At 67.0% G+C, this 25,116-nt stretch carries 25 protein-coding genes and 4 pseudogenes; 13 read left to right on the forward strand and 16 right to left on the reverse strand.

The annotated features are described in order from the left end of the window. Positions 1-202: 202 nt before the first annotated feature. Entirely contained in the window at positions 203-367 is a 165-nt protein-coding gene (locus ACIBVQ_RS25335) for a hypothetical protein (protein ID WP_399180396.1), read from the reverse strand. A gap of 224 nt (positions 368-591) precedes the next feature. On the opposite strand from ACIBVQ_RS25335, the gene ACIBVQ_RS25340 reads away from it, so the two are divergent. Together ACIBVQ_RS25340 and ACIBVQ_RS25345 are read left to right on the forward strand one after the other, a co-directional pair. Then, positions 592-2,511 carry an amino acid transporter gene (locus ACIBVQ_RS25340; protein WP_399180398.1) on the forward strand — a complete coding sequence of 640 codons (1,920 nt, stop codon included), beginning with the start codon at positions 592-594 and terminating at the stop codon, positions 2,509-2,511. 151 nt (positions 2,512-2,662) lie between these two features. After that, the gene (locus tag ACIBVQ_RS25345) at positions 2,663-3,103 is read left to right on the forward strand and encodes a tyrosine-type recombinase/integrase (protein ID WP_399180400.1); all 441 of its coding nucleotides are present in this window, start codon (positions 2,663-2,665) and stop codon (positions 3,101-3,103) included. Between the two features lie 198 nt (positions 3,104-3,301). Here ACIBVQ_RS25345 and ACIBVQ_RS25350 read toward each other — a convergent pair whose 3' ends face one another. Further along, on the reverse strand, positions 3,302-3,802 hold the full coding sequence (locus tag ACIBVQ_RS25350; RefSeq protein WP_399180402.1) for a hypothetical protein: 501 nt from the start codon (positions 3,800-3,802) through the stop codon (positions 3,302-3,304). A 403-nt stretch (positions 3,803-4,205) separates the two neighbouring features. On the opposite strand from ACIBVQ_RS25350, the gene ACIBVQ_RS25355 reads away from it, so the two are divergent. The 5 genes and pseudogenes from ACIBVQ_RS25355 (at position 4,206) to ACIBVQ_RS25375 (ending at position 6,813) form a co-directional block, all read left to right on the forward strand. Next, on the forward strand, positions 4,206-4,586 hold the full coding sequence (locus ACIBVQ_RS25355) for a hypothetical protein (RefSeq protein WP_399180404.1): 381 nt from the start codon (positions 4,206-4,208) through the stop codon (positions 4,584-4,586). Positions 4,587-4,823: 237 nt separating this feature from the next. Continuing rightward, complete coding sequence (locus ACIBVQ_RS25360) at positions 4,824-5,501, forward strand: hypothetical protein (protein ID WP_399180406.1); 678 nt, start codon at positions 4,824-4,826, stop codon at positions 5,499-5,501. A 180-nt stretch (positions 5,502-5,681) separates the two neighbouring features. Continuing rightward, a complete protein-coding gene (locus ACIBVQ_RS25365) occupies positions 5,682-6,017 on the forward strand; it encodes an NIPSNAP family protein (protein WP_399180408.1) in 336 nt (111 codons plus the stop codon). A gap of 14 nt (positions 6,018-6,031) precedes the next feature. After that, positions 6,032-6,376 (forward strand): annotated as a pseudogene (locus ACIBVQ_RS25370) (transposase family protein); the annotation flags it as partial. Between the two features lie 98 nt (positions 6,377-6,474). Next, positions 6,475-6,813 (forward strand): transposase family protein, encoded by a 339-nt coding sequence (locus ACIBVQ_RS25375; RefSeq protein ID WP_399180707.1) that lies wholly within the window; start codon positions 6,475-6,477, stop codon positions 6,811-6,813. 311 nt (positions 6,814-7,124) lie between these two features. Here the strand turns inward: ACIBVQ_RS25375 and ACIBVQ_RS25380 are convergent, their stop codons facing one another. From ACIBVQ_RS25380 to ACIBVQ_RS25390, 3 genes are all read right to left on the reverse strand, one after another. After that, positions 7,125-7,472 carry a GNAT family N-acetyltransferase gene (locus ACIBVQ_RS25380; protein WP_399180410.1) on the reverse strand — a complete coding sequence of 116 codons (348 nt, stop codon included), beginning with the start codon at positions 7,470-7,472 and terminating at the stop codon, positions 7,125-7,127. A gap of 533 nt (positions 7,473-8,005) precedes the next feature. After that, the gene (locus ACIBVQ_RS25385; protein WP_399180412.1) at positions 8,006-8,365 is read right to left on the reverse strand and encodes a hypothetical protein; all 360 of its coding nucleotides are present in this window, start codon (positions 8,363-8,365) and stop codon (positions 8,006-8,008) included. 510 nt (positions 8,366-8,875) lie between these two features. Continuing rightward, positions 8,876-9,736 (reverse strand): ferritin-like protein, encoded by an 861-nt coding sequence (locus ACIBVQ_RS25390; RefSeq protein ID WP_399180414.1) that lies wholly within the window; start codon positions 9,734-9,736, stop codon positions 8,876-8,878. Positions 9,737-10,974: 1,238 nt separating this feature from the next. On the opposite strand from ACIBVQ_RS25390, the gene ACIBVQ_RS25395 reads away from it, so the two are divergent. Further along, positions 10,975-11,928 (forward strand): hypothetical protein, encoded by a 954-nt coding sequence (locus tag ACIBVQ_RS25395; RefSeq protein WP_399180416.1) that lies wholly within the window; start codon positions 10,975-10,977, stop codon positions 11,926-11,928. Between the two features lie 133 nt (positions 11,929-12,061). On the opposite strand, the gene ACIBVQ_RS25400 is transcribed toward ACIBVQ_RS25395, so the two are convergent. The 11 genes and pseudogenes from ACIBVQ_RS25400 to ACIBVQ_RS25450 form a co-directional block, all read right to left on the reverse strand. After that, positions 12,062-12,580, reverse strand: a complete 519-nt coding sequence (locus ACIBVQ_RS25400; RefSeq protein WP_399180418.1) for a transposase — start codon at positions 12,578-12,580, stop codon at positions 12,062-12,064. Next, on the reverse strand, positions 12,543-13,025 hold the full coding sequence (locus tag ACIBVQ_RS25405) for a WD40 repeat domain-containing protein (RefSeq protein ID WP_399180709.1): 483 nt from the start codon (positions 13,023-13,025) through the stop codon (positions 12,543-12,545). The genes ACIBVQ_RS25400 and ACIBVQ_RS25405 overlap by 38 nt, the downstream gene beginning before the upstream one ends. A 336-nt stretch (positions 13,026-13,361) precedes the next feature. Continuing rightward, positions 13,362-13,840 (reverse strand): annotated as a pseudogene (locus tag ACIBVQ_RS25410) (hypothetical protein); the annotation flags it as partial. Continuing rightward, positions 13,782-13,919, reverse strand: a pseudogene (locus ACIBVQ_RS25415) (hypothetical protein); the annotation flags it as partial. The pseudogenes ACIBVQ_RS25410 and ACIBVQ_RS25415, both read right to left, overlap by 59 nt. Beyond that, positions 13,900-14,304 carry a hypothetical protein gene (locus tag ACIBVQ_RS25420; protein ID WP_399180420.1) on the reverse strand — a complete coding sequence of 135 codons (405 nt, stop codon included), beginning with the start codon at positions 14,302-14,304 and terminating at the stop codon, positions 13,900-13,902. The gene ACIBVQ_RS25420 and the pseudogene ACIBVQ_RS25415, both read right to left, overlap by 20 nt. A 670-nt stretch (positions 14,305-14,974) precedes the next feature. Next, positions 14,975-15,277, reverse strand: a complete 303-nt coding sequence (locus ACIBVQ_RS25425) for a hypothetical protein (RefSeq protein ID WP_399180422.1) — start codon at positions 15,275-15,277, stop codon at positions 14,975-14,977. A 104-nt stretch (positions 15,278-15,381) separates the two neighbouring features. After that, positions 15,382-15,822 (reverse strand): hypothetical protein, encoded by a 441-nt coding sequence (locus ACIBVQ_RS25430; RefSeq protein WP_399180424.1) that lies wholly within the window; start codon positions 15,820-15,822, stop codon positions 15,382-15,384. Positions 15,823-16,029: 207 nt separating this feature from the next. Beyond that, positions 16,030-16,467 (reverse strand): hypothetical protein, encoded by a 438-nt coding sequence (locus ACIBVQ_RS25435; protein WP_399180426.1) that lies wholly within the window; start codon positions 16,465-16,467, stop codon positions 16,030-16,032. 672 nt (positions 16,468-17,139) lie between these two features. Beyond that, on the reverse strand, positions 17,140-20,385 hold the full coding sequence (locus tag ACIBVQ_RS25440) for an SGNH/GDSL hydrolase family protein (protein ID WP_399180428.1): 3,246 nt from the start codon (positions 20,383-20,385) through the stop codon (positions 17,140-17,142). Positions 20,386-20,480: 95 nt separating this feature from the next. Then, positions 20,481-20,615: a hypothetical protein gene (locus tag ACIBVQ_RS25445; protein ID WP_399180430.1), complete on the reverse strand. Its 135-nt coding sequence runs from the start codon at positions 20,613-20,615 to the stop codon at positions 20,481-20,483. Between the two features lie 27 nt (positions 20,616-20,642). Next, positions 20,643-20,882: a hypothetical protein gene (locus tag ACIBVQ_RS25450; RefSeq protein WP_399180432.1), complete on the reverse strand. Its 240-nt coding sequence runs from the start codon at positions 20,880-20,882 to the stop codon at positions 20,643-20,645. A 122-nt stretch (positions 20,883-21,004) separates the two neighbouring features. Between ACIBVQ_RS25450 and ACIBVQ_RS25455 the strand changes: the two genes are divergently transcribed. The 5 genes and pseudogenes from ACIBVQ_RS25455 (at position 21,005) to ACIBVQ_RS25475 (ending at position 25,097) form a co-directional block, all read left to right on the forward strand. Next, complete coding sequence (locus tag ACIBVQ_RS25455; RefSeq protein ID WP_399180434.1) at positions 21,005-21,688, forward strand: response regulator transcription factor; 684 nt, start codon at positions 21,005-21,007, stop codon at positions 21,686-21,688. Next, the gene (locus tag ACIBVQ_RS25460) at positions 21,678-23,390 is read left to right on the forward strand and encodes an ATP-binding protein (protein WP_399180436.1); all 1,713 of its coding nucleotides are present in this window, start codon (positions 21,678-21,680) and stop codon (positions 23,388-23,390) included. Before ACIBVQ_RS25455 ends, ACIBVQ_RS25460 begins: the two co-directional genes overlap by 11 nt. 104 nt (positions 23,391-23,494) lie before the next feature. Beyond that, positions 23,495-23,992, forward strand: a pseudogene (locus ACIBVQ_RS25465) (recombinase family protein); the annotation flags it as partial. A 719-nt stretch (positions 23,993-24,711) separates the two neighbouring features. Beyond that, positions 24,712-24,864, forward strand: coding sequence for a hypothetical protein (locus tag ACIBVQ_RS25470; RefSeq protein ID WP_399180720.1), 153 nt, complete (start codon positions 24,712-24,714; stop codon positions 24,862-24,864). A gap of 8 nt (positions 24,865-24,872) precedes the next feature. Further along, entirely contained in the window at positions 24,873-25,097 is a 225-nt protein-coding gene (locus ACIBVQ_RS25475) for a hypothetical protein (protein WP_399180722.1), read from the forward strand. Positions 25,098-25,116: the final 19 nt, after the last annotated feature.

Consider the following 25,116-nt stretch of genomic DNA (forward strand, 5'->3'; position numbering starts at 1 on the left):
ACGCATGCAATATCGGCCCGATCTGATCGACGGCTTCTTCGCCGAGACCGGCCTGACCCTCGAACTGACCTAACCCCGGGAATTCATCCTCAGTAGTCGTGGAGAACCGCAACGGCGCCGGTGACAAGATCTTCTACGAGCGCTGACGACCTCGTGCATGATCGCGATGAGGGCATGGCCGGCTGAGGTAACACTCCATTGATCACGTTTTCTGTCCTTCGAACCGGGCGGAAGCGGCCGGATGATCGGCCTTCCGCTGGTCGGGCAGAAGCGTGGCCACGGCCCGGACGCGCCGGATCCAGCGCACGACCATCGCCTGCGTCGCTCTCCTGGCGGTCATCGCGACCGTCGTCTCGTTCCGCCACATGCACGAACTCCGCCTGTGCCACGGCGAGGACCATCTGACGGGTGGCGAGTACAGGAAGCCGCGCGCTCGTTCGCGGCCGGCGGCAGGGCCCCGAGCGGAGGGGCCTGATGCGTTGACCGCAGGGCATGCCAATGGGGATCCCGTTGAGTGCGTGGTGAAGCCTTGGTGCACCATGAGCACCCATTGGGAACAAGGCGGCACTGGGTACGCGCAAGGAGACAATCATGGCAAGAACGTCGACGCCGGCGAACACAGGGCTGCGCGGGTGGTTGCTGCATGGCCTGCAGCGCTCCGATCCCAGAACCAGCGGTCCGCACCACGAGGAGCCGCCCGACCACCAGCACGCCTGGTGGCAGGTGATGTGCCTGACCGGTGTGGACTACTTCTCCACCCTGGGATATCAGCCCGGCATCGCCGCGCTGGCCGCCGGAACGCTCAGCCCGGTGGCCACTCTCCTGCTGGTGGCGCTGACCCTGTTCGGCGCGCTGCCGACCTACCGGGCGGTGGCCAGGGAAAGCCCTCATGGGCTCGGGTCGCTGTCGATGCTGGAACGCCTGCTGCCCGGCTGGCGCGGCAAACTGCTGGTGCTGTTCCTGCTCGGATTCGTGGCCACCGCCTTCATCGTGACGATCACCCTGTCGGCCGCCGACGCCACCGCGCACATCCTGCACAACCCGTTCGTGCCGGCCTTCTTCGCCGACTGGCAGGTTCCGGTCACGCTGGTGCTGATCGCCGCCCTGGGCGGGGTGTTCCTGGCCGGGTTCAGCGAGGCCATCTCCATCGCCGTCGTCCTGGTGGCCGTCTACCTCCTGCTGAACGTGGTCGTGGTGGGCGTCGCCCTGCAGCACGCGCTCACCACGCCCGGCCTGGTCACCGACTGGGGCACCGCGATGACGACCGAATACTCCAGCCCGATCGCGATGATCGCCGTCTCGGCGTACGTCATGCCCAAACTCGCCCTGGGCCTGTCCGGGTTCGAGACCGGTGTGGCCGTGATGCCCCTGGTCAAAGGTGACCTGGCCCAGCGGATCAAAGGGGCGAAGAAGCTGCTGACCACCGCGGCGCTCATCATGAGCGTGTTCCTGATCTCCTCCAGCTTCGCCACCACCGTACTGATCCCGGCTGAGAAGTTCGCCGAAGGCGGCAAGGCCAACGGTCGCGCCCTGGCCTACCTGGCCCACGAATTCCTGGGCGACTGGTTCGGCACCGCCTACGACCTGTCCACGATCGCGATCCTGTGGTTCGCCGGCGCCTCGGCGATGGCCGGACTGCTCAACATCGTGCCGCGCTACCTGCCCCGCTACGGCATGGCCCCGGACTGGTCGCGCGCGGCCCGGCCGATGGTGCTGATCTTCACCGCCATCTCCTTCCTCATCACGCTGGTCTTCGGCGCCGACGTCGAATCGCAGGGCGGGGCGTACGCCACCGGCGTGCTCGCCCTGATCCTGTCGGCCGCCGTCGCCGTCACCCTGTCGGCGTGGACCGGCGGCCGTACCCGGGCCGCGATCGCCTTCGGCATCGTCACACTGATCCTCGCCTACGCCACCGTGGCCAACATCATCGAACGTCCCGACGGCCTGGTCATCGCCCTGCTGTTCGTCCTGGCCATCGTCATCACCTCACTGATCTCCCGCGCCACCCGATCCACCGAGCTGCGGGTCACCCACATCACCCTGGACGACCTGGCCCGCCGGTACCTCAACGAGACCGGCGAGATCCACCTGGTCGCCAACGAGCCGAACGCGCGTGACGGCAAGGAGTACGTCGACAAAGCACGCGAGGCCTGGGAACTGCACCGCCTGCGCAGCAGCGAAGGCCTGCTGTTTTTGGAGGTCACCGTCCCCGACGCCTCCGAATTCGCCTCCGAGCTGCGCGTCGTCGGCGAGGAACGCCACGGTTTCCGCATCCTGCGCATGGAAAGCCCCACCGTCGCCAACGCGATCGCGGCCCTGCTGCTGCACCTGCGCGACCAGACCGGCAAGATGCCGCACGTGTACTTCCACTGGGCAGCCGAGGGCAACCCGATCGGCGCCCTGCTGCGTTATCTGGTCTTCGGCGGCGGCGACGTCCCGCCGCTGACTCGCGAGGTGCTGCGCCAGGCCGAACCCGACACCGCCCGTCGCCCCCTCGTCCACGTCGGCTGACTTTTACCCCAGCGGCCCGGCCTGCGTACCTTCACGACTTTCGCGACACCCTGCACACGCATGAGAGAAGCCGCGCAGGCCATCGCCATCACCGCCCGCACCGGCACCATCCGCCTGCACGGCAAAGGCGACCAGGCCCGGACCCATCCCCTTGCCCAAGATCGCCCGGGAACGCATCACCGCCTGGCTCGACGAACGCGGCCACCATCCCCGACCCCTGTGGCTCGGCCAGCGCGGCCCGACGACCATCTCCGGCGTCGTCCACGTCGTCCTGGCTGTGGGCGAAGCCGCCGGTCAAGCAGGACTACGGCCGCATCGTTGCCGTCACACCTGTGCCACCCGCCTACGCCAGGGCGACGCAGATCCGGCTCAAGTCCAAGCCCTCCTCGGGCTGGCACCGCTACCCGTTACTTCCGCGCCGGTCAGAGCGAACAAGCTGCGCCCATCGAGCGCGTCTTCGAGTAGCCCTTCACGTTCCCTGGTTTCTCCCGGTCTCCCTCCTCCGAAAGTCTCCAGGCGATCGGCCGTCGCCCCGCAGAACCGACCCGTAGCCGCGCGTTCGACCGCATCTCCCTGGCCCGCGCGCACCTGACCGGCGCCGACCATGTCGCCGCCGGAGCCCGACATCGTGCCGGTGCGCCACCTGCGATGTCCAGTCCTGCGAACGGCCACCGGCACCCACCGTCCGGCCACCTCGACCCCGGTGAGAGCGCCACCGCACCGACGACGCCCACACCGCCCTGTTCTTCGAGGCCGCCGACCGCAAGTTGCTACTGGTGGGCTCTCGTATTCAACTGTCGCCGGTTCCCCGCGGAACCCAGCCCGCTGGTGACCTGGTGTGGTCCCCGGGCGCATAACGGCTCCAGGTCCCTCCTACCTCGTTGCGGAGGCGACTGGTGGTCTTGTCGTGGTAGCCGAGAGCGTCCGCGACGACGGGTGCGGGGAGTTCGAGGAGTTGCTGCCGGACGGCGGTTCCGCGGGCGGCGGCGATCGGGATGCCGACCTTGTTCAGGAGCGCGGACAGGTGGTTCGATCCAAGCGGCTGGCCGGTCCGACGGTCGGGGAAGAGCCAGCGCGACGAGGGGTTGGTGGCGGTGTTCATGTTGCTGCGGGTAGCGAGGTGCTCCAGCAGCAGGGCGGCGACCGGCGCGGGAACGGGCGACGCCGGCTCGCCGAGTCGTAGCAGCACGGAGTCGCCGTCGTGGACGACGTCGTCCACGGTGAGCCGGACGACGCGGCTCAGAGGCTGGACGTAGAGAAGAACGATGACTCCGGCGACGCGGAGTCGCATCGGTATCTCCGTGTCAGTCAGCAGGCGGCCAAGGGCGGCGAGGCGTTCGTCCTCGCTCAGTGCGGGCCTGCGGGCGATTTTCATCGCGGGGATGGCCAGGGAACGTGGGCAGCGGTGGCCCTGCATGGCCCAGTTGAGGAAGCCTCTCAGGGGGTGCGGGCGTGCTCGGGGTTCTCGGCGAACCAGGCGTCGATCTCGACCTGGCCGCATGACGCGAGGGCGGTGTTCCGCTCGCCGAGCCAGTGCAGGAACTCGGTCGCGTACTTGATCTGCTCGCTGGCGAAGCGGCGGATGTTGGGTGTGATGTGGCTCCGCTCGGCGCGGGCCCGCAGTCCGGGAAGGACGTACCAGGTCGCGAAGAGCTTGATCGTCTTGGCGTGTTCGGGTCAGGGATATCGGCCAGGTGGCCGGGAAGCCAGCGCTGGAAGGAACAGAGGTGTTTGTCGACCGCAGGCAGGACTCCGCAGGCCATGAGGAGTTCTTCCAGGTGAGAAGCTGCCCGCCAGGGCTGGAGTTCGTGGAACGCGTCGTGGGTGAGCGGGATCTCGCCGATGCCGAGCCGGCGAAGCAGCTGCGAGGCGTTGCCCAGCTGTCCGCGGCGCATGTCCAGCCAGGCCAGTCCGCTTGCAGGCTTGTCCATCGTCACCAGCAGGTCGAACAGCGGGACCAACGCGAGTCGGAGACGGCCCGTGCCGTCATCGAGGAACGCGGTGAGGCGGTCGGTGAGCGTGCAGCGTTCGCAGAGCCGACCGCCCAGGAACTTGCCCTCGAAGCCGCAGCGTGAGCAGTCGAAGGTCTGCGAGAAGCCAGTGCAGGTGGTGCAGAACGCATCGACGTTCGAACTCCTGGTGTCAAGGGATGGCGGCCCTACGACAAGCAGTGGTTCCCCGAGGCCGATCCCTGCTACTCGGGGCAGCAGTCCCTCCCCGAGTTCTACGATGACCCGGTCGGTCTGGCCCACCGGGAGCTGGATGAGGCACTGGTCCCCATCGTCGCCGACGTCGACCGAAGCGGGCGGTGGTTGCTGGGTCTGCGCATCGCGGTGTGGCGGCAATACGACCAGATCGAGGGCGAGCCGGTCATCGTGCTGCCGGCTTCAACCGAGCAACTCGCCTTGGCCCGGCTGCAGGGCGGGGTGGAGGAGGTCGAGTTGGCCCTGCGGCAACTGGAGGAGGCGCGCAGGCGGCTGCGGCGGCGCGCGGCCGCAGCCAGCTCCGACGATCATCTGGGGCGCAACCAGATCGCGCGCGTTCTCAAGGGCGCCTGGTCCCGTCGGCTGGTGCTGTTCTACCTGTCCGGCTACGGCCTGATCACGATGGCCCAAGCCAGCCTTCCCCACAACTGGGCTCGGACGTCTCCCTGGGCGGAGTGGGAGGATCCCACTCTCGAGGACGGGGACCATGATCTGTACTGGTACGGCAGGCTGCCGATGAGACTCCACACCGATGGCACGGTCACGGCGCGCGTGTTCGCCGATCGCGAGCCAGACTGGAGGGAGGGCGCGGAGGACGGCGTTGACGACGAGAGCGACAAAATCGCCTGGGAGACGGCGAAGATCGTTCCGCCTGCCCTGGCCCGGGTCGGGCTGGTACTGCATGGCGCTGATGGGACCCCGGCGGATGTCGCGCGGCTGGCCATGACGGCGCGGAACCGCACGGAACTGACCTTGACTCGGCTGAAACTGGGCGAAGCGGTCTGAGAGACCGGCTCGGGGCTCCGGGACTCTCCTGACGGGTAACTACGCTAACGACCTGGTCGACTATTGAGACGGATGGTCGTCCGGCCAGCCGGGGTGATGTCAGTGCCTGCCCGTAGTCTCCATGGGTTACGGGCATGGGGTGTTGTGCCCATGAGGCCCGCCTACCGCAGGAGACTGGCTGTGATTCTTGAGATCCGCACGTACCGGCTGAAGCCCGGCACCGGCGATGAATTTGTTCGCGTGATGCAGGAGGAGTCGGTGCCCTTGCTGGAGAAGGCAGGCATCCGAGTGGTGGACTGCGGGGCTTCCCTGGTGGCCGAGGGAGGGCACGAGGAGGCATACCTGATCCGCGCATTTGCCTCGCTTGAAGAGCACCACCGACAAGAGGAGGCGTTTTACGGTAGTGACGCCTGGCGGCATGGTCCCCGTGAGGCCATCGTGTCCCGGATCGACAGCTCACACACCATCGTTCTCGATGTGCCAGAGAGGGCCGCTGAGGCTTTCCGGCACGAGTGAGGCAGCCGTGACCCATGAAGCGCCGCATAGGTTCTTCGGGTGCGAAGACGAAGTGGGCCCGTGCGGCTTTGTCCTGTCCCGCCTTCACCGGTATCTCGCAGGCACATCTCGGCAGTTTGGTCGAGGAGCTGGCCGCACCGTGGCAGGCACGTCGGGAGTCCGCGTTACACAAGCGGCGAGGCGGTGCCCGCGTGCGGGAGGCCGGGACAGGGCGCAAGCACGAGCTGGTCTTCACCGACCGCGTGCTGGTCGCCCTGGTCCACCTGCGCACCCAGCTCCCGCACGCCGCGCTCGCCGAACTGTACGGAGTGGGCCGCTCCACGGCCACCGAGGCTATCGGCGAGGTAAGGCCCCTGCTCGCCGACCGCGGTTTCGCCGTCCCCGACCAACCCGGACTGCGACTACGGACACTGGCCGATGTGTTCGCCTACGCCGGGCCGAGCGGGTCACTCTGCGAATCGACGGCACTGAGACTCAGGTGCGCCGTCCCAAGGCCCACCGGCCCGGACGCTGCGCGTTCGTGTCCGGCAAGAAGAAGCAGAACACAACCAAGGCGACCACGATCAGCGATGGCCAAGGCCGCACCCTGTGGTCCGGGGCCGACCGGCCCGGCCGGATGCACGGCCAGACCTGTCTGCGCACCGAAGGCATTGCCGAGCTGTTCCGCCAGCACCCAACTGTGAAAGCCGAGGTCGACGAAGGCTACCGAGGTGCTGGCCAACGAGTTCCCCGACCAGATCTCGGCGCCGCCAAAGAAACCGAAGGGCCTCGACGAGGACGACGCCCCGCTCGGTGAACGGTACGCATGGCGTGAGCAGATCCGTCGCCAGTCCTCGCGGCGGATCTGTGTCGAGCACGCCAATGCCGAGCATAAGCAGTGGCGTCCGCTGCAACGCTTCCTCGGGCGCCGCGAGCACTACCCGGCGACCCACCGGGCCGTCGCCGGTCTGGTCCGACCGGGCTACTCGCCGCAAGTCGAGCACCGAGCTCGTGCTCGTCAGCGCGACGGCCTGCTGAATCACCCACCAGCCGAAGCCCCAGGCCAGGACGCCCGAGCATCAATAGCCGACAACGTCGTAAGGACTGACGCGCAGCTCAGGGCGGTGGTCATGGCCCGGAGGCAGGGACTCCTTGATCGGGTAGCAGATCGGAGAGTGCGGTTCGGATGGCGGCCCGTCGCGGAAGGCCCGTCGGGTGGGCAGCCCCGCAGCATGGGCGGTTGTCGGCCAGTACCTCGGCGACCAGCTCGCGCACGCCCTCGTCGGCGGCCTCCAGCGCCAGGTGCTCGACCAGCAGGGTGCCCAGGCCACGGTGGTGCATCGTGTCGTCGATCAGGATCGCGAGCTCGGCGTCGCCGTCCTGACCGGGGATGTACTCCGCGACCGCCACCAGGCCGCCGTCCACCGCGGCGACCAGGACGCGGCCCGGGTGGTCCGGTTCGGTGACGCGGTCCATGTAGGCGTGGGCGCCGGCCTTGCCTTCGGTGAAGAACCGCAGGTAGGCCGAGCGTTCGGACGACCTGTCGACCAGCCTGTGCAGGGACGGCCCGTCGCCGGGACGCAGCGTTTTGAGGGGCGGTTGGCTGTGGGCGCTTCAGGGCCTGTGCGATGAATTCAGCATTTCCATCGAGTTGGTGACACCCGGAGACCCTGAGCATCACCTTCTCTCGCGGGTGGTGGAAGGCGATGATCTAGATGGTGTCGATGGCTGGTTCCTGGCATTTTCCCACCTACGGGCGGCCCTCTGCGAGGCCGCCCGTAGGTTTCCACCTCGACAGTGGACCGGGTATGGCATTTTCAGGCGGCAATGATCGAACTAGTAAGGTTGTCGAACCCCGCCAGCCTTAGGTCTGGATACTCTGCGTAAACACCTACGGTGTAGAAGCGGCGGCCTCGGTACCCGGCGTGTTCAAAAAGAACGTTTACACCCCAGCCTTTTACCGATGACGCGGCGTCGTTGCAGTCGTACGGCCACCAGTTGAAATTGGGTCATGTAAGCGTGAATGGAACTGCTCGCCCCGTGAAGTTGTAGCCGTGGTAGAGAATCGCGGTTCCGATCGAATATGTCTGATGCCACTCGCCGATGAGCTGCTGGTACTCGTCGGGCGACCGCTTCTCTAGTTCTCGTGCGAGGAGTTCGTCGGCCTTGGCTCGAATCGATTGGAACTGGTAGAACTCGACGGCCTTGTCAGGGTCGCTGGCCGCTTGGGCCAGGGATACGAGGCGGACCTCGACAGACTGAATCTTGGCTGCGGAAGCCGGGTCGGTCTGCGAAACATATTCTACGATCTCTTCTACGGTGCCCTCGTAGAATTCTGACTCCAGTGCGCCGGCTGTGCGAATTCCCACGACGTGTTTTTGATTTTCCATGACTTAGCCCTCTGGCTGGCGGTCGGACAATCCTCATGCATTGCGTTCCGTTTCCGCGACTACTTTCCGGGAAACTCGTTCGGCTAATTATTTAACGAGACTTGAGAGGGCTTTCCCATTGCGAGGCATCGGACAGCCAGGTTACTGCGATTTTCTGGCCGATCAGCCAGGGGTGTTGCGCGCTGCGGAGAAGAACGGCTGAGAATTTATCGGTCCGGCGGGCGGAGCGGCAGGCGATGTATCGCGGTGAAACGTTCGTTTCCGTGGTGGAGAGCCCCAGGCAGACCTCGGCAGCCAAGGCGGTCCCCTCGGTATGACGCGCGCTGTTCCATCGCAGGCCATCGATTGGCTGGCGGTACATCGCCGGCGTCACCGACGCCGACCTCACCCGGATCAAGCATGACTCAACCCGAGGCGGCTACCATTACGCCAGGTCACGAAGGAGGCCATCGTGTTTTGCGGTTGGTGACACGTCGGTCGGCAGTCCTCCTAATCCGGCGGCTGTATCCAGGTGAATTCCGGGCGGATGCCGCGTTCGATGAGGACCTCGCCTGCGCCCTGCAGCTCGAACATCGTGGACATCGCCGTATCGTTCACATCCGTCCCTGACGTCCAGCAGGACTCCAGGTCGATCAGGAGCCGGGTCAAGACGCGACGGAACTCCAGCGACAGGTCCGGCTCGGCCGTAGAGGGCTCGAAGTGATGAACCTCGGGCAAAGTGATGGACTCGCCGCTGTAGCTCCACTCGCCATCGACCTTGATCAGCCGCCGCTGCACGTACAGTTCCTTGAACAAGTAGTAGTGAGCGTGGCTTGTGCTCTCACCGGTGGGCGCGCTGGGTGAGCCGGATACCCCCTCTCCCTCGATCTTGATCCGGTCGATCGTCTCGACCGCGTCGGCGACGGTCCGGGTCGGTCGAGCGGAGGGAACCTTCACCGCGTGGGCGTTCGGATCGATCTTGGGAGGGTTCATTCGGAACGTCTCTTTGATCGAGTCGTAGAAGGCACCGATCGTCGGCGGCTGAGCCAGTAAGCGGCCCACAGGTGGAAAGTCTGGGTGCTCGATCTGCATGAACACCGCGATCTGCTCCTTAACCAGCGGCTTGAGCTCAACCGGTAGCTGCTGCGGGATGCCGCCGGGCAACTCGTCGGCAGGGTAGACGGGCAGAAAACCCGGGTGGGCCAGTGACGGCGTGCCACCGACCGCCGTCAGCAGGTTCCCCGCCAGTGCGAAATGGCGCATCTCCTGGATGACCACCCGATGCAGAGTGCGCCTGGCATGGTGGGAGATGTTCTTGACAGACCATTCCGCACACAGGTACGGCGGGATCGTGGTGAACTCCAACTGCATCGCCAGTTGCAACGCGTCTTTGAGGTCCTCTGATGCGAGGATCCCTGCCTCGACGTACTCCCTTATGTCTTCACCTGGAAGCCCCCGTTATCCCTGGCTTTGCCGCGCACCCCGAGCTTGCCGGGTTCGTACTGGATGATCGATCGCTTCTTCGGGCTCGAAGTCCCGCGAAGGCAGGGCCAGCTCCGCTCAGAGGAGTTTTCCCAGGTCACATCGGCTGAAGCGCGAGCGTGCGGTTGGCTTGCGGACCAGCGGTCAGCGCGCGGCACGGTGCCTGTGGTCCCGGCCGCACAGTGTCTGGCGATCGCCTCGTGCCAGATCTGCATCGTCTCGTCACCGAAAAGTTCGCCCAATGCTGGGCTGTGATCTGCTCGGCGTCCCGGCGAAACCGCTCATCGCGCTCTACAGGTCCAGCGCGCCTATAGGCCCAGCACTGCAATGCTGTGCGTCGGCACGACGATCTAAGGGCTTGTGTCAGGTAGCGCCTCCGGAACCCGGCCTACGCCCGGTCTGGATCGCCTTGATGACCCCTCGCACCATGCAGTGGCCTCGCGGCCGCCCGCTGACCGAGCGATGCCGCGCCCTCCAGGGAGAGCGTCGGTCTCTCAGCGCCGTCGTTCGCTGGAGTACGGCCTGTGCTCATCCACATCACCGCTCACACAGGTAAATTCCGATGCATCCGATGCGTTATTGAATGCTCACTCTCCGAGTGATTACCCGAAGTGCCCCTGAAATCTTCAGTAAGAAGGTGCGAAGCATGCCATTGGGCCCGCTGAAGTAAAGGGCTGAAAAGAGGAGGCCATACCACATCACCGAGTCGCGACTCGCGCGCTGGATGCCAGAGGGCCGCTGGGCACCACACTGAACTTGGACCCGCGCCGTCGTACAGGGAGGTGGACGCGACCAAAGGCGACGACGGGCGCTCCAGCATCCGGCATACTTTCTGCCCTTCATCGCTCAAGCTTCGTGAGCGTACGCCACCGCACATCTTCCGCTTTCAAGTTTTCTTTCGAGAAGACCTCGGTGGCGCCTCGGTTCGTTACCCTCATTTTGCCGCTGCTATACGCGTCGAAGATAGAGAATCTCACGCTTCTAATATTGAATGGTAAACCAGTATATCAGGAAAATCCGGGTCGAATTGCGGTAAAGCTAGCAAATCTCCTCTCTTTGTCGCAGAAGAGCTGGATGTATCGTTAATAAAGGAAGCTGCGCAGTCGACACTCGATCAAGGAGTGATCATGAGCAGTTCAACATCGGTAGCGGATGACACCCTTCCGCGTGTGCACGCAGAGGCGGAAGGACTGTCAGACGATCCCATCTTCGAGGCCGTCCAGGTCGCTCGCCGCCGGGAGGAACCGTTACTGGCCGCCGAACTGCGGTCACAGGTGCAGCCTCGTGGCCGGGTCACCCAGGCCAAGCAGCACCTGGTAGAGGCGATGGTCAGCCAGCTAGGTGTACAAAAAGAATACGACTACTGGCTTCAGGCTCGCCACGACTTGCAGGCTCTGCAGAGCGACACGCAGGCTGCCGACACCTCGGCAGCCGTGGCACCCGAATACGTCTCAGGCCCGCAGAAGCCCTTCACGCGAAGTGTCGGCGAGATGTGGTGGGGAGAGAGCACGGTCTTCCTGCCGGGGCTTCCCGGTATGCAAGCCGCCTTCGAGTCCGACGCCCTGCACCTTCGTGACCAGATCAGCTGGCGAGACGGTGATCTTTGGCAGGGAAACCTGCTCATCACCTCGAAGTTCGGGCTGGATCCGGCCCGGATGCCGCCAGGCGGCCCCGGCCGCTTCGTCTCCACCCCCAACTGCGACGTGACCCGACGGATCGCCGGGGACACCGGCTGGTGGTGGGGCGACAACTGGTCCAAGTGCTGGATGCACCTGGCCCAAATCGTTCTGGACGGGCCGACCGGGAACGTGATCGCGGAAGGACACGACCATCGCAACCTGTTCCACCTGTCTCAGGATGGCGAACTGGGATTCTTCCAGTTCCCCGGATTTCTGCCCTTCCCCCGGGTGGAGTTCCAGCTGAATCCGTCTCGCGTCCTGATCATCAAAGTGGAGCTCCGTCTGGACTTCCAAATGGAAGGAAGCTCTCATATCTACTTCGGCAGTCAAACGATCGGCCAGCCGCCGCAGAGAGTAGATGTCCTCTACAAGGGCTTCCAATGGTTTATCAGGCGCCTGTGATCGATCATCGGGCGAAGCGTGGGGTTGTACGGCGACCGGTGCCATACGCCTGAAATTCACCGACAGATTCATGCGATAGGTTCGGGATTCCCCCGCGCTTTTCTTCCACACGAACGGCGTGGGCTGCCGGATCCTAGTCCAGGACGTCTCCCTTCGGTGGGTGTTTGATCCTGTAGATTCCGCCTGACTTGGGCTCGGTTGATCGGCGAATACCACCCGGAACGCACCCGACAGATGCAGCCCCAGCAACAAACTCCTGGCCTCGGCCCGGTCCTGTATTCCGGCCGGACGCACCATGACCGCCAGCAGCAGGCCAAGAGTGTCGGGGGGTTTGCCCCGATGTGTGGACACGCAGGCTTCCTGGCCGGGCCCGCCTTCTTCGCCCCGGCGGTGCCGTCCGCGCGCGGGCCGCCTCCTTCACCCACAGGCGCAGGGTCTCGCGGTTGATACCCAGGCCCCGGGCCACCGACGCGTACGTCCGCGCCGGGTCAGACAGGTACAACGCGACGGCGTCCGCCTTGAACTCCACGGATACGACTTCATCGCCACGTGGAATTCCTTGTCTCCGGATTTCCATCATCCGGCACTCAAGGTGTCCACACGACAGCCCAGCTTTATCGGGATGCCGGGCAGGTGGGCTGGTACGGTGCATCGCGGATGTACTGCCGCCATTCTTCTGGTGTGAATCCGCGGCCTGCGATGGCGCACACAGCGCCAAGGAGATCCTGCGGAAGCGCGACATCCCAGATCCGCACCGTCCCGTCGTCGCCGCTGGCCAGCCGGGTTCCGTCGGGAGAGAACGCCACGGAGTTCACCCAGCCGGTGTGGCCGGTCAGAGTGGCGCGTTGGGGTCGGCTGAGCAGGGAGGCCATGCTCGCTGAGGCTTCGTCGGTCTTGGAGATCGCCCAGGCGGCGGCCAGTCGCGCCGAGAGTGCAGGGTCGTCGGCGACGGATTCGCTGTCGCTGTAGGCGGCGGCATGCCGGGACAGGATCTGGGCATTCTGGTCGAGTATCAACGTGCGCTGCTGGTCGGCGTCGCGCCCGAAACGGACTGCGGTTACCGCGGTGATGACCGCGACCACCAGCAGCCCGGCCAATGCGGCGACCAAACTCTGTCGGCGGCGCGGATGCTGGCGTGCAGGAGCTCTTCGGCGGAACTGGGCAGGTCGAATCCGTCGTAACGGCTGGGGTCGGCCCGCCAGCGGGTGACGGCTTCCTCGGCGGTCTGCAGGCGGATTCCGCGATACAGGAACGACACGTCTTGATCTTGTTGGTCCCATTCGGTGGCGTCCTGCAGGGTCTTGGTGTGCAGGCCGCGGTCGGCGCGGTCTGTAGCCAGCCAGGTGCGTAATCGTGGCCAGGAGCCCAGTAAACACGTCGTGGGCGATCTGCACCCGGTCGGCGTCGACGACGATGAGCCGTCGCCGGGCGAAGGCCTCCAGCACCTCCTCGACCGCGGCGCGCTCGGCCGCAGAGTGGCCAGCGGGCAGGGCGACGCGTTCGACGGTACGGCGAACCAGGGCGCCATCGGCCGTGACGGCGGTCAACCGTTCGAACACCCGCCGCGCTGTCTCCTGCCGGTCCGGGGCCAGGCCGGTGTAGGCGGTTTCGGCGCTGGCGGCCACCGCGTGGGTCACCCACCGGTGCGGCCGTATCCCCGGCTGGTGAGCCGGTCGCCGTCGCGGTGTTCCCAGACGGTCAGCATGGTCTGCGACAGCAGCGGCAACGCGCCCACTTCGTACCCGCCGCCCGAGGCGCGCAGTTCGCTGAGGATGGTGTCGGTCAGGCCCGGTTCGATGGTCAAGGCGGATGAACGCCTCCCGCTCACCGATGTCGGGGGCGAGGGTGAAGATCTCCTCGAACTGGTCGACGACCAGCACCAACCTGCCTCCGGCTGTGGTGGGAAGGGCATGGCGGCGGGTGTCGGCCTCGACGGCCTGACGCACCAGCAGCGGAGCCTGCCCGGAATCCTCAGACAGGACACGCGCCACATCGAGAGCGGGCAGTCCAGCCGTCGCGGCCAGGGCGCCCGCCAGGAGCCAATGGGGAGCCGGTCGGTTCGATGACCCGCACCGGCCAGTCCCGGGCCGCCTCCATCAGCTCACCCCGGCCGATCGCCGGGAGCAACCCCGCGCGCAGCAGGGAGGACTTGCCCGCCCCCGAGGCGCCGGTCACCACCACCAGACCCGGGGAGGTCAGCCGCCGCGACAGGTGGGTGACCAGTCGCGCAGTGACCATCTCGCGGCCGCGGAACACCTCGGCGTTGGCCTCACCGAAGGGCACCAGCCCCCGGTACGGGCTCCCGTCCGCCCACCGAACCCGGCCCCCACCAGGTGCGCCGTTCGGGTGTTCGCTCGCGGACAGGTCCGACACCACCGCTCCAGCTCGGTCTCCAGGTCCTGGAGCGACGGCTGACCGCTGCCAGGCCCGTTGCCGTGGTTTCCACCGAGGCGGGCGACGGTGGCCTTGACGAGGTCGGTCAGCACCTTGCCGCCGACCGCGGTGGCCGCCCCGAGCACCGCTGCCCCCGCTGCGGCGTCGCCTGAGTCCAGAAACGCTCCGAACGCCCCCACCGACAGCACCGCCAGCAGCATCGGAGGAGACCAGCGACGCGCCTCCGAAGCGGTGGTGTGCGCCAGCCGCCCCACCCGGGCCCGGCCCCCGGCTCGCATCAGCTCTTTCTGCGTCTCTTGCCTGGGGTGCTCTTCAGCGTTCACGCCGCCACTATCACCCACCCGAAGCCGGAAAATCCCCGCAATCATGGATCATCCGCCGATCAGACGGTGCGATCAACGGTGCCGTCACCAATGACAACCCGCTGGCCGCCCAGATGCAGGACTTCGAACGGGGGACCATCTCGTCTGGCGGCTGACCTGCTGCGGGGTGCGGGAAAGCGATCTGCGGGTTGTGCTCGCCGACCGCCATCCGCTCCGGTCCGGATCCGACCGAGCCGGACCCGGGTCGGTTCATCATCTCCCTGGGCCTGAACCCACAACAGCCCGACGTTCCGCACAACAGCCCGCAGGGTTGTCGGGTGCGCGCCCGGTCAGCTCTCCTTTTGAGGGTTGGAAGGGCCGGGTAGCAGGAACCGTAGCCGGTTGACCATGTCGAGTTCGCCCGCGTAGCGGGTGGCCTCTCCGGCGGAAGCCGCCATCGAGCGGGCGACGTCGCCGTACCCGTGAAGCTCGGCGTCGTCGAGGTCGGCCAGGGGGCGCTTGACCTGCCCCTGCACGTCGAGCAGGGCGCGGCGGAGGTTCGCGACGGCGCCGTCGTGCTCGATGCGATAGCCCTGCCGCCGTAAGTGCTGCGGGATCGTGCTGGGCCGGCCGTTCTCAGGGGCGCCGGACATGTCCGCTCCTTGAAATCGGTGAAGATCTCATGGGTGCCGCCCCCGTTGCGGGCTGTCCGCCTGGGTAAGCCTGTTGTACCTCACGAGAGATTCCCGGGACGCGGCTACGGGTTCGGCCCCTCCTCGGGGAAACACCGCCGGAGGACCTTCGCCCACTCGGCCAGCACCACGAACCCCCCACCGGCGGCCTTGCCGGGCGGCTTGAAGTTCGACCAGAGCGGCGAGAGCGTCAACGAACAGGGTGTCACGCTGGTCAGCGGACAGCGCCCGCAACTCCTGCCGCAGACGCTGGTAGACGGCCGGGAAGATCGCATCCGCCCACTCACCTTCTCGGCGCCTTCCTGGAGTTCCTGCGTCCGCTGGAGGCGGTCGACGTGGTCGGGGGTGTGCCAGGCATCCTCTACGCCGTCGTCGACGTCGGGCCTCTCGACCTCGACCGCATCTTCGAACCGTAGAAGGAGGCCGGTCCGGAGCACACCGGCCGCCACGGAGGCCGGGCGGACAGCCTCTGCGCCCTGCTGGGGTATCCGGAAGATGCCGATCAACGACCGACACTCCGATGATGAGGCAGATGGACAACGAGCCGGACGTGTACGCGGCGCTGGAAACCTGGCCAGGAAGCATCAGTCAAGGCGCCCGCCCCACAATTGCGGAGCGGGCACGGAGAGAAGTCTTGTCGCCGCTACCTCACTTCAGTACCTCCTTCATCAAGGAGGCGGAATCCGGCCTGGCGGATCGGCACAACGGCGGGTTCAAGAGACGGGGGTGAGGTTGACCACCGCCTTGGAGGGGTTGGGGAAGGTGAAGGTGGCCCTGCACGTTCCGGCGTTGGTGTAGGTGAACGCGGTGTTCGGGATTCCGGCGGTGACCAGGCTGGTGCCGTGGAACTTCAGCTCACGGCCGTCAGGAGAGATGGTGATCTTCGCCGGGTCGGTGCGCTGAACCGAGAAGATGCCCATGCCCGTCATGTAAGCGTCGCCCTGCTGCTCGGCCGACTTGGCGGTGCCGTCGGGGTTGAGCTGGACGAGGATGTCCCAGTTCTCATTCTGCAGTCCGCCGCCCCAGGCGACGCAGGTGAGCTTCACGGGTTTGGGCGCGTCCTGCGCGGTGCTGGCGAGCGCGGCCTGGGAGGGGAGGGCGAGGGCCGCTGCTGCGATGGCCAGGGGGGCGATGCGCTGAAAAGATCTCACTGCATGACTCCCGTCGGGTCGAGACGGTGTGCCGTGATGGCGTGAGATCACTGTCAGAGGGCCGACGCCGTGTCCACCACCCGTGGGCTGCGCGATCGGACAACGCCGGACAACGACCGGACAGACGTGGACACCGGCCGGGACCCGAGAGCAGGGACGCCCGGCGAGGAGCGGCAGACCGTTCAGCGGGGTGCGCGTCCTGTCTCGTTGAGTGCGGGCGTGTCCCGTTGCCGGCGTCCGGCGTGTCCTGACTCAGCGAGAGTGGCGTGGACGCGAGACTCTGGCCTGCGGTTCGCCACTTCCACTGAGCCGATCAGCCCCTACGAACGGTTCAGTCGAGCTGACTGTCCAGCTCCTGCTGCGCCGTACTCCTCGCCCACATCCCCGACGTACACGGTCGTCACGACACACGATGTCATCCCATCGCGGATGCCTGTCGGGCGCGCCTTGCCGGCGACGAAGGTCTCAGGAGATGCCCGGGTTGGAGCGACGGGTGTGGACCTTCAACCGGGTGATCGGTGTGGCCTGCCGGGCAGGCTGTGCCCGCGCAGGATCAGGACGATCGCGGTCGCGGCGGTCGTGGCCCTGCGGACCACGACCGCCGGTGGTCGAAGAATCATGCCGGTCAACGATCGGCGACAGTTGTCAGGAAGTCGTCAGGAGCGCATGGAGTCAGAGCCTGAACGGGTTGCCGTGGAGGGCGGCCAGCAGGAACCAGGCGGTGGCGCCGGTGTGCCGTGAGGCGTAGTAGAAGTCGCCGCCGCCGTCGACCCCGAGGCCGTCACCCGAGGCGGCGACGATGGCCTGCCCGTCGGCATTGGGGGCGCTCTGCTGGGCGGTGAGCAGGGTGGCTTGGAGCAGGCCCGCCCGGTACTCGTCGTCCGGCGCGTTGCGCTGGTGGTAGGCGGCGATGAGATGCGCGGTGCCCTCGAACCAGACCTTGGAGGTGTCCACGTTGCTGAAGCTGAGCCCGGTGAAGGGGCCGTGGGTGGCGGTCAGGTTTTTCGCCGCCCAGTCCATGGAGCGGGCGTAGCGCGGGTCGAGCGTGGCCAGGTAGCTCCAGACCTGGATGTCCCCGGGCACGAAGCTGGTGTTGAGCGTTTGGCCGTCGTCGGTGGTTCCGGTCCAGAGCCGCCCGTCGGCGTCCTGCATGCGACGGACGAAGGAGAAGGCCTTCTCCGAGTACAGCGTCCACATCTTGTTGCCGGTGAGGGTGGAGAGCATGGCGAAGAACGCGCCGACGTCGATGTTGTGCTCGGTGGACTTCCACAGGATGCGGATCATGTTGGCGCCGCTCTCGTCGCCGTTGCGGTAGCCGCCTCGATAGCCGCCGAGGGAGTCGTCAGCGGTGGTGTTCGTGACGATCCAGTTCGCCGCTTTGAGCGCCCCTTGCAGGAATCGGTCCTCGCCGGTCACGTGGTAGAGCCGGGCGAAGGCCATGCCGGCCCAGGCCATGTGCCCGGTGTAGACCGCGAACCCGCCCACGTACGGCTGGCCGGTCCTGGTGATGAAGGGGCGGGGCAGGTAGGAGGCACGAATGCGGCCGTCGGGATTGCTGTCGTTCTCCTGGGCGTACAGCAGGGCCTCCCCGAGCCGGGTGGCGTAGCGGCGGTCGTCGCCGATGTCCCGGTGCAGGTAGGCGGAGATCATCACGGCGTTGTCGTAGGTGAAGGACGACTCGTAGCCGTCGGGGCCGAACCTGCGATCGCTGAAGTACCCGCCTTCGTAGCTGGGCGGCACGCTGATCTCTCCCGGCGTCGCCCATTTGTCCTGAGCTCTGTGAAGAAAGGAGTAGGCGCCCTTGACGGCGGAGTCGGGGATCGGGTTCTTGACAGGTCTGGCGTCGAGCCCGAAGATCTGGAAGGTGCTGCCGAGCAGGTCCTGGGGGCTGGTGCTGGCTTTCACCGGCGCCTGGTTCTCTTGGCTGGCCGGAGCGAGCACCGCCCAGCGTGAGGGCCTGATCTGCCGGTTGTTGTAGCTCCACGACTGGGCGGCGTCACCGTAGCGGCACGGCTCCAGGAGGACGTTCGCCGAAGAGCCCGGGTCGGTGAGGCATTGACCGGTGGCCTTGTGGACGAGGTGCACGCCGGTGGCTCTTCCGGAGGCGTCGATCATCCAGCGTTCCTGGTTCTGCGGGAAGGCGAGCTCGCCGGAGAGTTCCCTGAGCACGGGCGTCTGGCTGGTCGCGGTCAATGTTCGGCTGCCGGCTCGGTCGAGGATGGCGAACTCGGGGGACGGCGGGAACCCGGCGCGGGGCTGGTCGGGATGGAAGGCGGCATCCAGAAGCCATCGCTGCCGGTCGGATCCGACGCACTGCTCCACTATGGGGACGGGGTCCTGCCCGGTCGGCATGGTCAGGCAGGTGTGGTTCTTGACGTTGACCAGCCAGTACGCCCCGAGGCCCGCGGAGTGGAACTGCCAGTTCTGGAAGGGGTCGGCCCAGTGTCCTCGCTGGCGCAGATAGGCGCGATTGCCCTCTACGTCGAGGGCTTGGCCGGTTGAGGACATCAGCAGCCAGCCGTTCGTTCTTCCCCGCTCCAGCCACCAGGCCTGACCGGGGTGCGTGAGTGTCGTATCGCCGTCGGGGCTCGCTCGTCTGGCCTGGAGTTCGGCGGGGACGTTGGTGCCGGCCCCCGTGGCCGGGGTGGACAGGTAGGGCCGGTCGGTGTTCGCGGCGGTGCGGATGGTGATCCGTGAGGCGAGGTCGAACGGGCGCGGCTCCACCGGCTCGCCAACCGTGGAATCCGGGAGCGGGTAGAGGCTCATCATTGTCTTGCCACCGATCGTCAGGGTCCCGCAGCCGAAGCCCCAGTCGGTGAACTTGGCGTCCAGCTTCCGCACGAGCTGGTTGAGGCAGTCGCCGAGCGCCTGCTGGCCGTAGAAGTTGGGGTGGATGGCTTCCTGCTGCTCGCCTTGGGAGCCGGGCAGGCTCGTCGCATAAGGGATCCAGCGGATCCATTCAGCGTCATGGAAGGGGACTCCCTCGGGTCCGGTGGACTGCCGGACCCGCTTACTGCACAGCTCGTGTCCTTCAGCGGCCTGTGACAGGTCGAAGAAGACCGCGCCGTGGTCGGCCGCCGCCTTACGCAGCACAGTGGTGATCCCCGGGAGGATCGTCTTGGCGGCCCAGCGGGAGGCGGTGTCGGTGAAAGGGCAGCCGCCTTTGGCGTACCGGTCGTGGGAGGGTCCGCCGGAACCGTCGGGGTAGCGGTTGTCCTCGGGGAGCGCGATCGGGTTGGGGTAGGACTGCAGGACCAGGCGGTACTCGGTGGAGGTGTAGCCCCGTTCGGCCATCGTCGATCGGATCTTGTCCAGGACGTTGCCGACCTTGTAGCCGAGGGTGCCCAGGCTGTTGTCCAACGCCGCCTGGTGGGTCTCCGGGCAGTCCTTGGTGAGCGGGTTTCTCGGAGCCAGGAAGTAGACGGTGCAGGCCTTGATGATGTCGGAGAAGCCGATGTCGTTGCCGCCGATGGAGACGACGATCAGCTTGACGTCGTTGTTCTGCGCGACCTCGTCGAGCTGGTCGATCTGCGGTTCTTCGCCTTTGAAGGTGTTGGTGAGGAGATCGTCGGTGGTGGCGCCCGAGCAGGCCAGGTTGATCGTCTTCGTCTGCCAGAGCTGGACGCCGGTGATCTCGGCCGAGGTGGAACGATGGCAGCCGTTGCCGGTGCCCGCGGAGGTGTCCTTGTTGTCCACGGTGTAGGTCTTGACGCCGCGGTCGGTGTCCCAGGCGTTGCCGCCGCCGTACTGACGGGTGTTGGCGTTGCCCGCCCAGCGACCCGCCTCGCCGGAGATGAAGCTGTCGCCCATCGAGACCACGGCAAAGGGCGCGTTGGGGGAGGCCATGCGCGCCTCGGCGCTGCCGGGCGCGCCGAGCCCGTACATGATCATGATGAGGGCTGCCGCGATCGCCGTCATCCGGCGCGGAAAAGCGCCCCCGCCGCGGACGGCGGGGGCCGGGGGTAAGTGATGCGTCATGGCGGCAACGGTTGCTGACCGCTGTTAGGAAATTGTCAGGGCGAGAACGCTTTGATCTTGCAGTCCCGTTCGACCGCCTTCCACCGGGGGGCGTCCGCCTGTTCTGGGCGGTCGTAGCTCCAGGTCGTGCCGCCGGGGTCGGCGCGGGACTTCAGGCCAGGGGCGTTCATGCACAGGAGCCAGTCGCGGAAGTTGAGTTAGGACAGGTGGATGGGTTGCCGGCCTTCGCAGGCCTTCATGGCCTTGGGGTACAGGCTCGGGTAGGTGGCAGGGTGGATCCGCTTGGCGCCCGGGACGCGGTTGAAGGGGGCGCCGTGGTTGCGCAGGCAGCGGAACCAGGCCTGGAACAGGCGGTTGAACTCGGCTTCCTGGATGTTGAGGCGCAGTTGGGGGCGCCCCGCCGTACGGGCGGTGGGGAGCGCGGTCGGCGCGGTCATGGAGAACAGGGCCGCGGCAGCGATTTCTGCAGGTATTTGGCATGAAGATGATGATGGGCAACAAATGTCAGAATGTTGTCAGTACGTAACTTTTCTCCGGTCCACGCTTTATGATCAGCCGTGTGTGCGCTCATGTGCTGATCGCCGAGGACAACGCCAAACAGGCCGACATCGTCCGGCGCTACCTGGAGAGCGATGGGCACACCTCGACCATCGTCCACGACGGCCTGCTGGCACTGGACGCCGTGCGGAGCGTGCCGCCCGACCTGCTGCTCCTCGACCTCACACTGCCGGGACTCGACGGCCTCGAAGTCTGCAGACGGCTTCGGGGGGACAAGCCGGAACTGCCGGTGCTGATGCTGACCGCCCGCGCCGACGAGGCGGACCTGCTGCGCGGCCTCGACCTGGGCGCCGACGACTACATGACCAAGCCGTACAGTCCGCACGAGCTGCGGGCCAGGGTCCGCGCGCTGCTGCGGCGCGGTGCGCGGACCAGGACGGTACGGCGGGTCGGCGCGATCGAAGTGGACGAGGAACGCCGCGAGGTGAGCGTCGGCGGCGTCCGCGTGCCGTGCACCAGGGACGAGTTCGAGATCCTGCTGGCCATGGCGGCAGAGCCCGGGCGGGTCTTCACCCGGGCACAGCTCCTGGAGCGCACCGGCGGATACGGCCGTGACTCCACCCACCGGGCCATCGACGTGCACGTGATGAACCTGCGCAGGAAGATCGAGGCCGATCCCCGGCGGCCGTGCTACCTGGTGACGGTCTTCGCCGTCGGCTACAAACTGGCCGCCGGTGCGTCGTAAGGGCCCGCCGCGGTGGAGCCTGCTGACGCGGCTGCTGGCCATGTCGGCGTTGATCTCGGTCGGCTCGACGGGGGCCACGGCGTGGCTCGCCGTCCAGTCCACGACGCGGGCGATGCGGGTGGAACAGGGGCAGATCCTGGCGCACGACACCGCCGTCTACGACGCGCTGGGCGGCTACGCGGTCACCCATTCCGACTGGAGCGGGGTACGGGAGACCGTCCGGGAACTGGCTCGTCGGACCGGGCGCAGGATCGTGCTGACCACCCGGGAGCGCGAGATGATCGTCGACTCGTCGCCCGGCTCGCCGCCGCTCACCCAGATCTCGGCGGTCATCGACCCGCTGCAGAAGGGCAAGCCCATCGACCCCCGGATCGTCGGGCCGTACCGGCTGACCGGCTGGGAGCGGAAGATGGTGCGCAAACTGGCCGACTGGCGGGTGAAATGCCTGCGCGGGATGGGGATGACCGCGAGCCGGACCGACCTGGCCAGCGGCCGGGCCTCGGTGGACGCGGGGGTCTACGGTGACTTCTACTGCCTGGCGCCCGAGATGGAACGGCCCACCCCGACCGAGGTCTCGGCGTTGAAAACGCTGACCGGCCTGGTCAAGACCTGTATGCGACGCAAGGGCGTCAAGCTGCCCTATCTCGGTATCGAGTCGGATTTCTCGTGGACCACGGGAAAACGGAAGGTCGGCTATTCCAAGATCCAGGCGTGTGTCGACGAGGGGCGGCGCGATCAGCTGCTGCCGTACGTCACGCCCCCTGCCCTGTTGTTCGTCGGGATTCCCGGCGCGGATCCGAACCCGGCCTTCGATCTGTCGCCCGCCAACATCGCCCGGATCGTCGGGGTCTCGCTGCTGGTGCTGTTGGTCACCCTCTCGGTCACGGCGCTGTTCGCGGTTCGGCTGGTCAGGCCGTTGCGGGCGTTGACCAGGGCCGCCCAGCATCCGACCGGGCGGCAGCCGAGGGTCAGCGTCCGCAGCCGTGACGAGGTCGGTCACCTGGCGATGGCGCTCAACGAGCTGTCGGAGCGGCGCGAGCGCGCGGAGGAGCAGCGCAAGGCGATGGTCAGCGACGTCGCGCACGAGCTGCGCAACCCGCTGACCTGCATCAGGGGCCTGCTGGAGTCGGCCGGGGACGGGCTGGTCGAGCTGGACGACGAACTGGTCGCCTCGCTGCTGGAGGAGGCGGGGCTGCTGCAGCGGGCCATCGAGGATCTCCAGGTGCTGGCGGCGGCCGACGCGGGCCGGTTCCGGCTGGAGCGGGAGCGGGTGGATCTGGTCGCGTTGCTGGCGCAGGTGGCCGCGGCGCATCGCGGTCCGGCCAGGGTGGCGGGGGTGACGTTGTCCGCGCGGGCGCACGGCGAGGTGACGCTGATCGCCGATCCGGTACGGCTGCGCCAGGCGGTCGGCAATCTGGTGTCGAACGCGCTCCAGCACTCGCCGCCGGGCGGCCGGGTGGCGGTCGAGGCCAGGCGGGAGCGCGGCCAGGTGGTGATCGAGGTGAGCGACACCGGCACGGGGATCGGACCGGCCGATCTGGACAAGGTCTTCCAGCGGTTCTGGCGGGCGGACGGCTCCCGGACCGGGAGTGGGCTGGGACTGGCGATCGTCCGGCAGCTCGCCGAGGCGCACGGGGGGACGGTCGAGGTGGCCAGCGCGCCGGGCGAGCTGACCGTGTTCGTCATGCGCCTGCCCGGGTGAGCGGGCCCCAGGCGGCCATTGAGCTGATCATGTTGATGTTCGGCGGGACCAGCAAGGGCGAGCGCAACCGGATCTAGATGCGTGTGCGCACCACCATGGAAGCCATGGCCAAGATCGAGGGGCGCTTCCTCGGGGGCCGCCCGCCGTACGGCTACCGCCTCGTGGACGCCGGACCGCATCCCGATCCGAGCAAGGCGGCCGACGGCAAGCGTCTGCGCCGGTTGGAGCCGGATCCGGCGACCGCTCCCGTCGTGGAGCGGATCTTCTGGGAGTTCCTGCACGGCCAGGGCCTCTACCTGATCGCCGAGGGGCTCACCAGGGACGACATTCCATGCCCCTCCGCCTACGACAGGGCCAGGAACCGTCATCGCAGCGGGATCGCCTGGTCGAAGTCGGCGGTCCGGGCCATCCTCCTCAACCCCCGCTACACCGGCCGTCAGGTGTGGAACAAGCAGCGTGAGCAGGAAGAACTGCTGGACGTGCACGACGTCACGCAGGGGCACATCACCGAGCTCAAGTGGAACCCCGCCGACCAGTGGGTCTGGTCGGAGAAGGTCGTGCACGAGCCGATCGTGGACACCGAGATATTCGAGCGGATCCAGGCTCTGCTGTCCGTGCGGGAACGGCCCGCCACGGAGCGGAAACCGCGCGGGACCCCGCGTCCGTACGTGCTCTGTGGCCTACTGCACTGCGGCGTCTGTGCCCGGCGGACGGAAGGCAACTGGAACAACGGTTGCCCGCACTACCGGTGCAGGTTCCCGGACGAGCACGCGGTGGCCAACAAGATCGAGCACCGCGCACAGTCTACGTCCGGAAGGACCAGATCCTCGACGAACTGGACCCCTGGCTCTGCCAGATCTTCACGCCCGCCAACCTCCAGCGAACGGTCGAGACTCTGCTCGACACTCGTAACAGCGAGGCCGTCCGCCTCGCCGTCGAGACGGCCAGGCGGACCATCGACGACTGTGATCGCCGGATGGTCCGCTACCGGACGACTCTGGACGCGGGTGGCGATCCTCAGGAGGTCGGCAGGAGCGTCCCGGCGGACTGCCGCTTGGGAAGAGGCGCTCGTGGCCGTCAGGCGGGCGGGATCGAGGGGCGACGGTCGTCGAGCTCGTTCTGCTCGCGCCCCTGTTGATCCTGCTCGCGCTCTTCACGGTCGCCATGGGGCGCCTGGCCACCGCCCGGCTGGAGGTGAACAACGCCGAGCATCAGGCTGCCCGGGCAGCGTCGATCGCCCGTAGTCCGGGTTCGGCGTCAGCCGCTGCCCGCCGCAGCGCTCACCTTCAGACACGTCACGTGCGCCAGACGCGAAGTCAACGTGAGACTCGGTTCCTTCCGGCCGGGCGGCAACGTCACCGTGACGGTCACCTGCCGGGTGCGGATGACCGATCTCGCGATGGTCCGTCTTCCGGGTTCCGCTGCTCTGACATCGACGTTCGTCGTGCCGATCGACTACTGGAGGTCGCGGTGAGCGGATTCGTGGCAGGCATCATTGGGGCGTTGATCCTGCTGGCCGGAATCGTCGTGGACGGCGGGCTGGCGCTCGGGGCCCGAGTCCGTGCGATCAACGAGGCCCAGGAGGCCGCACGGTCGGGAGCACAGCAGCTCGACCTCGCGGCGTACCGGCGCGACGGCAGAATCCGGCCCGAGCCCGTAACGCCGCTCTTGCCTATGTCGCTGCGACGCCGGACACCGCCACGGTGAAGGTCTCCGGCGAGACGGT

The organism is Streptosporangium sp. NPDC049376 (assembly GCF_044466505.1).
GTDB lineage: Bacteria > Actinomycetota > Actinomycetes > Streptosporangiales > Streptosporangiaceae > Streptosporangium.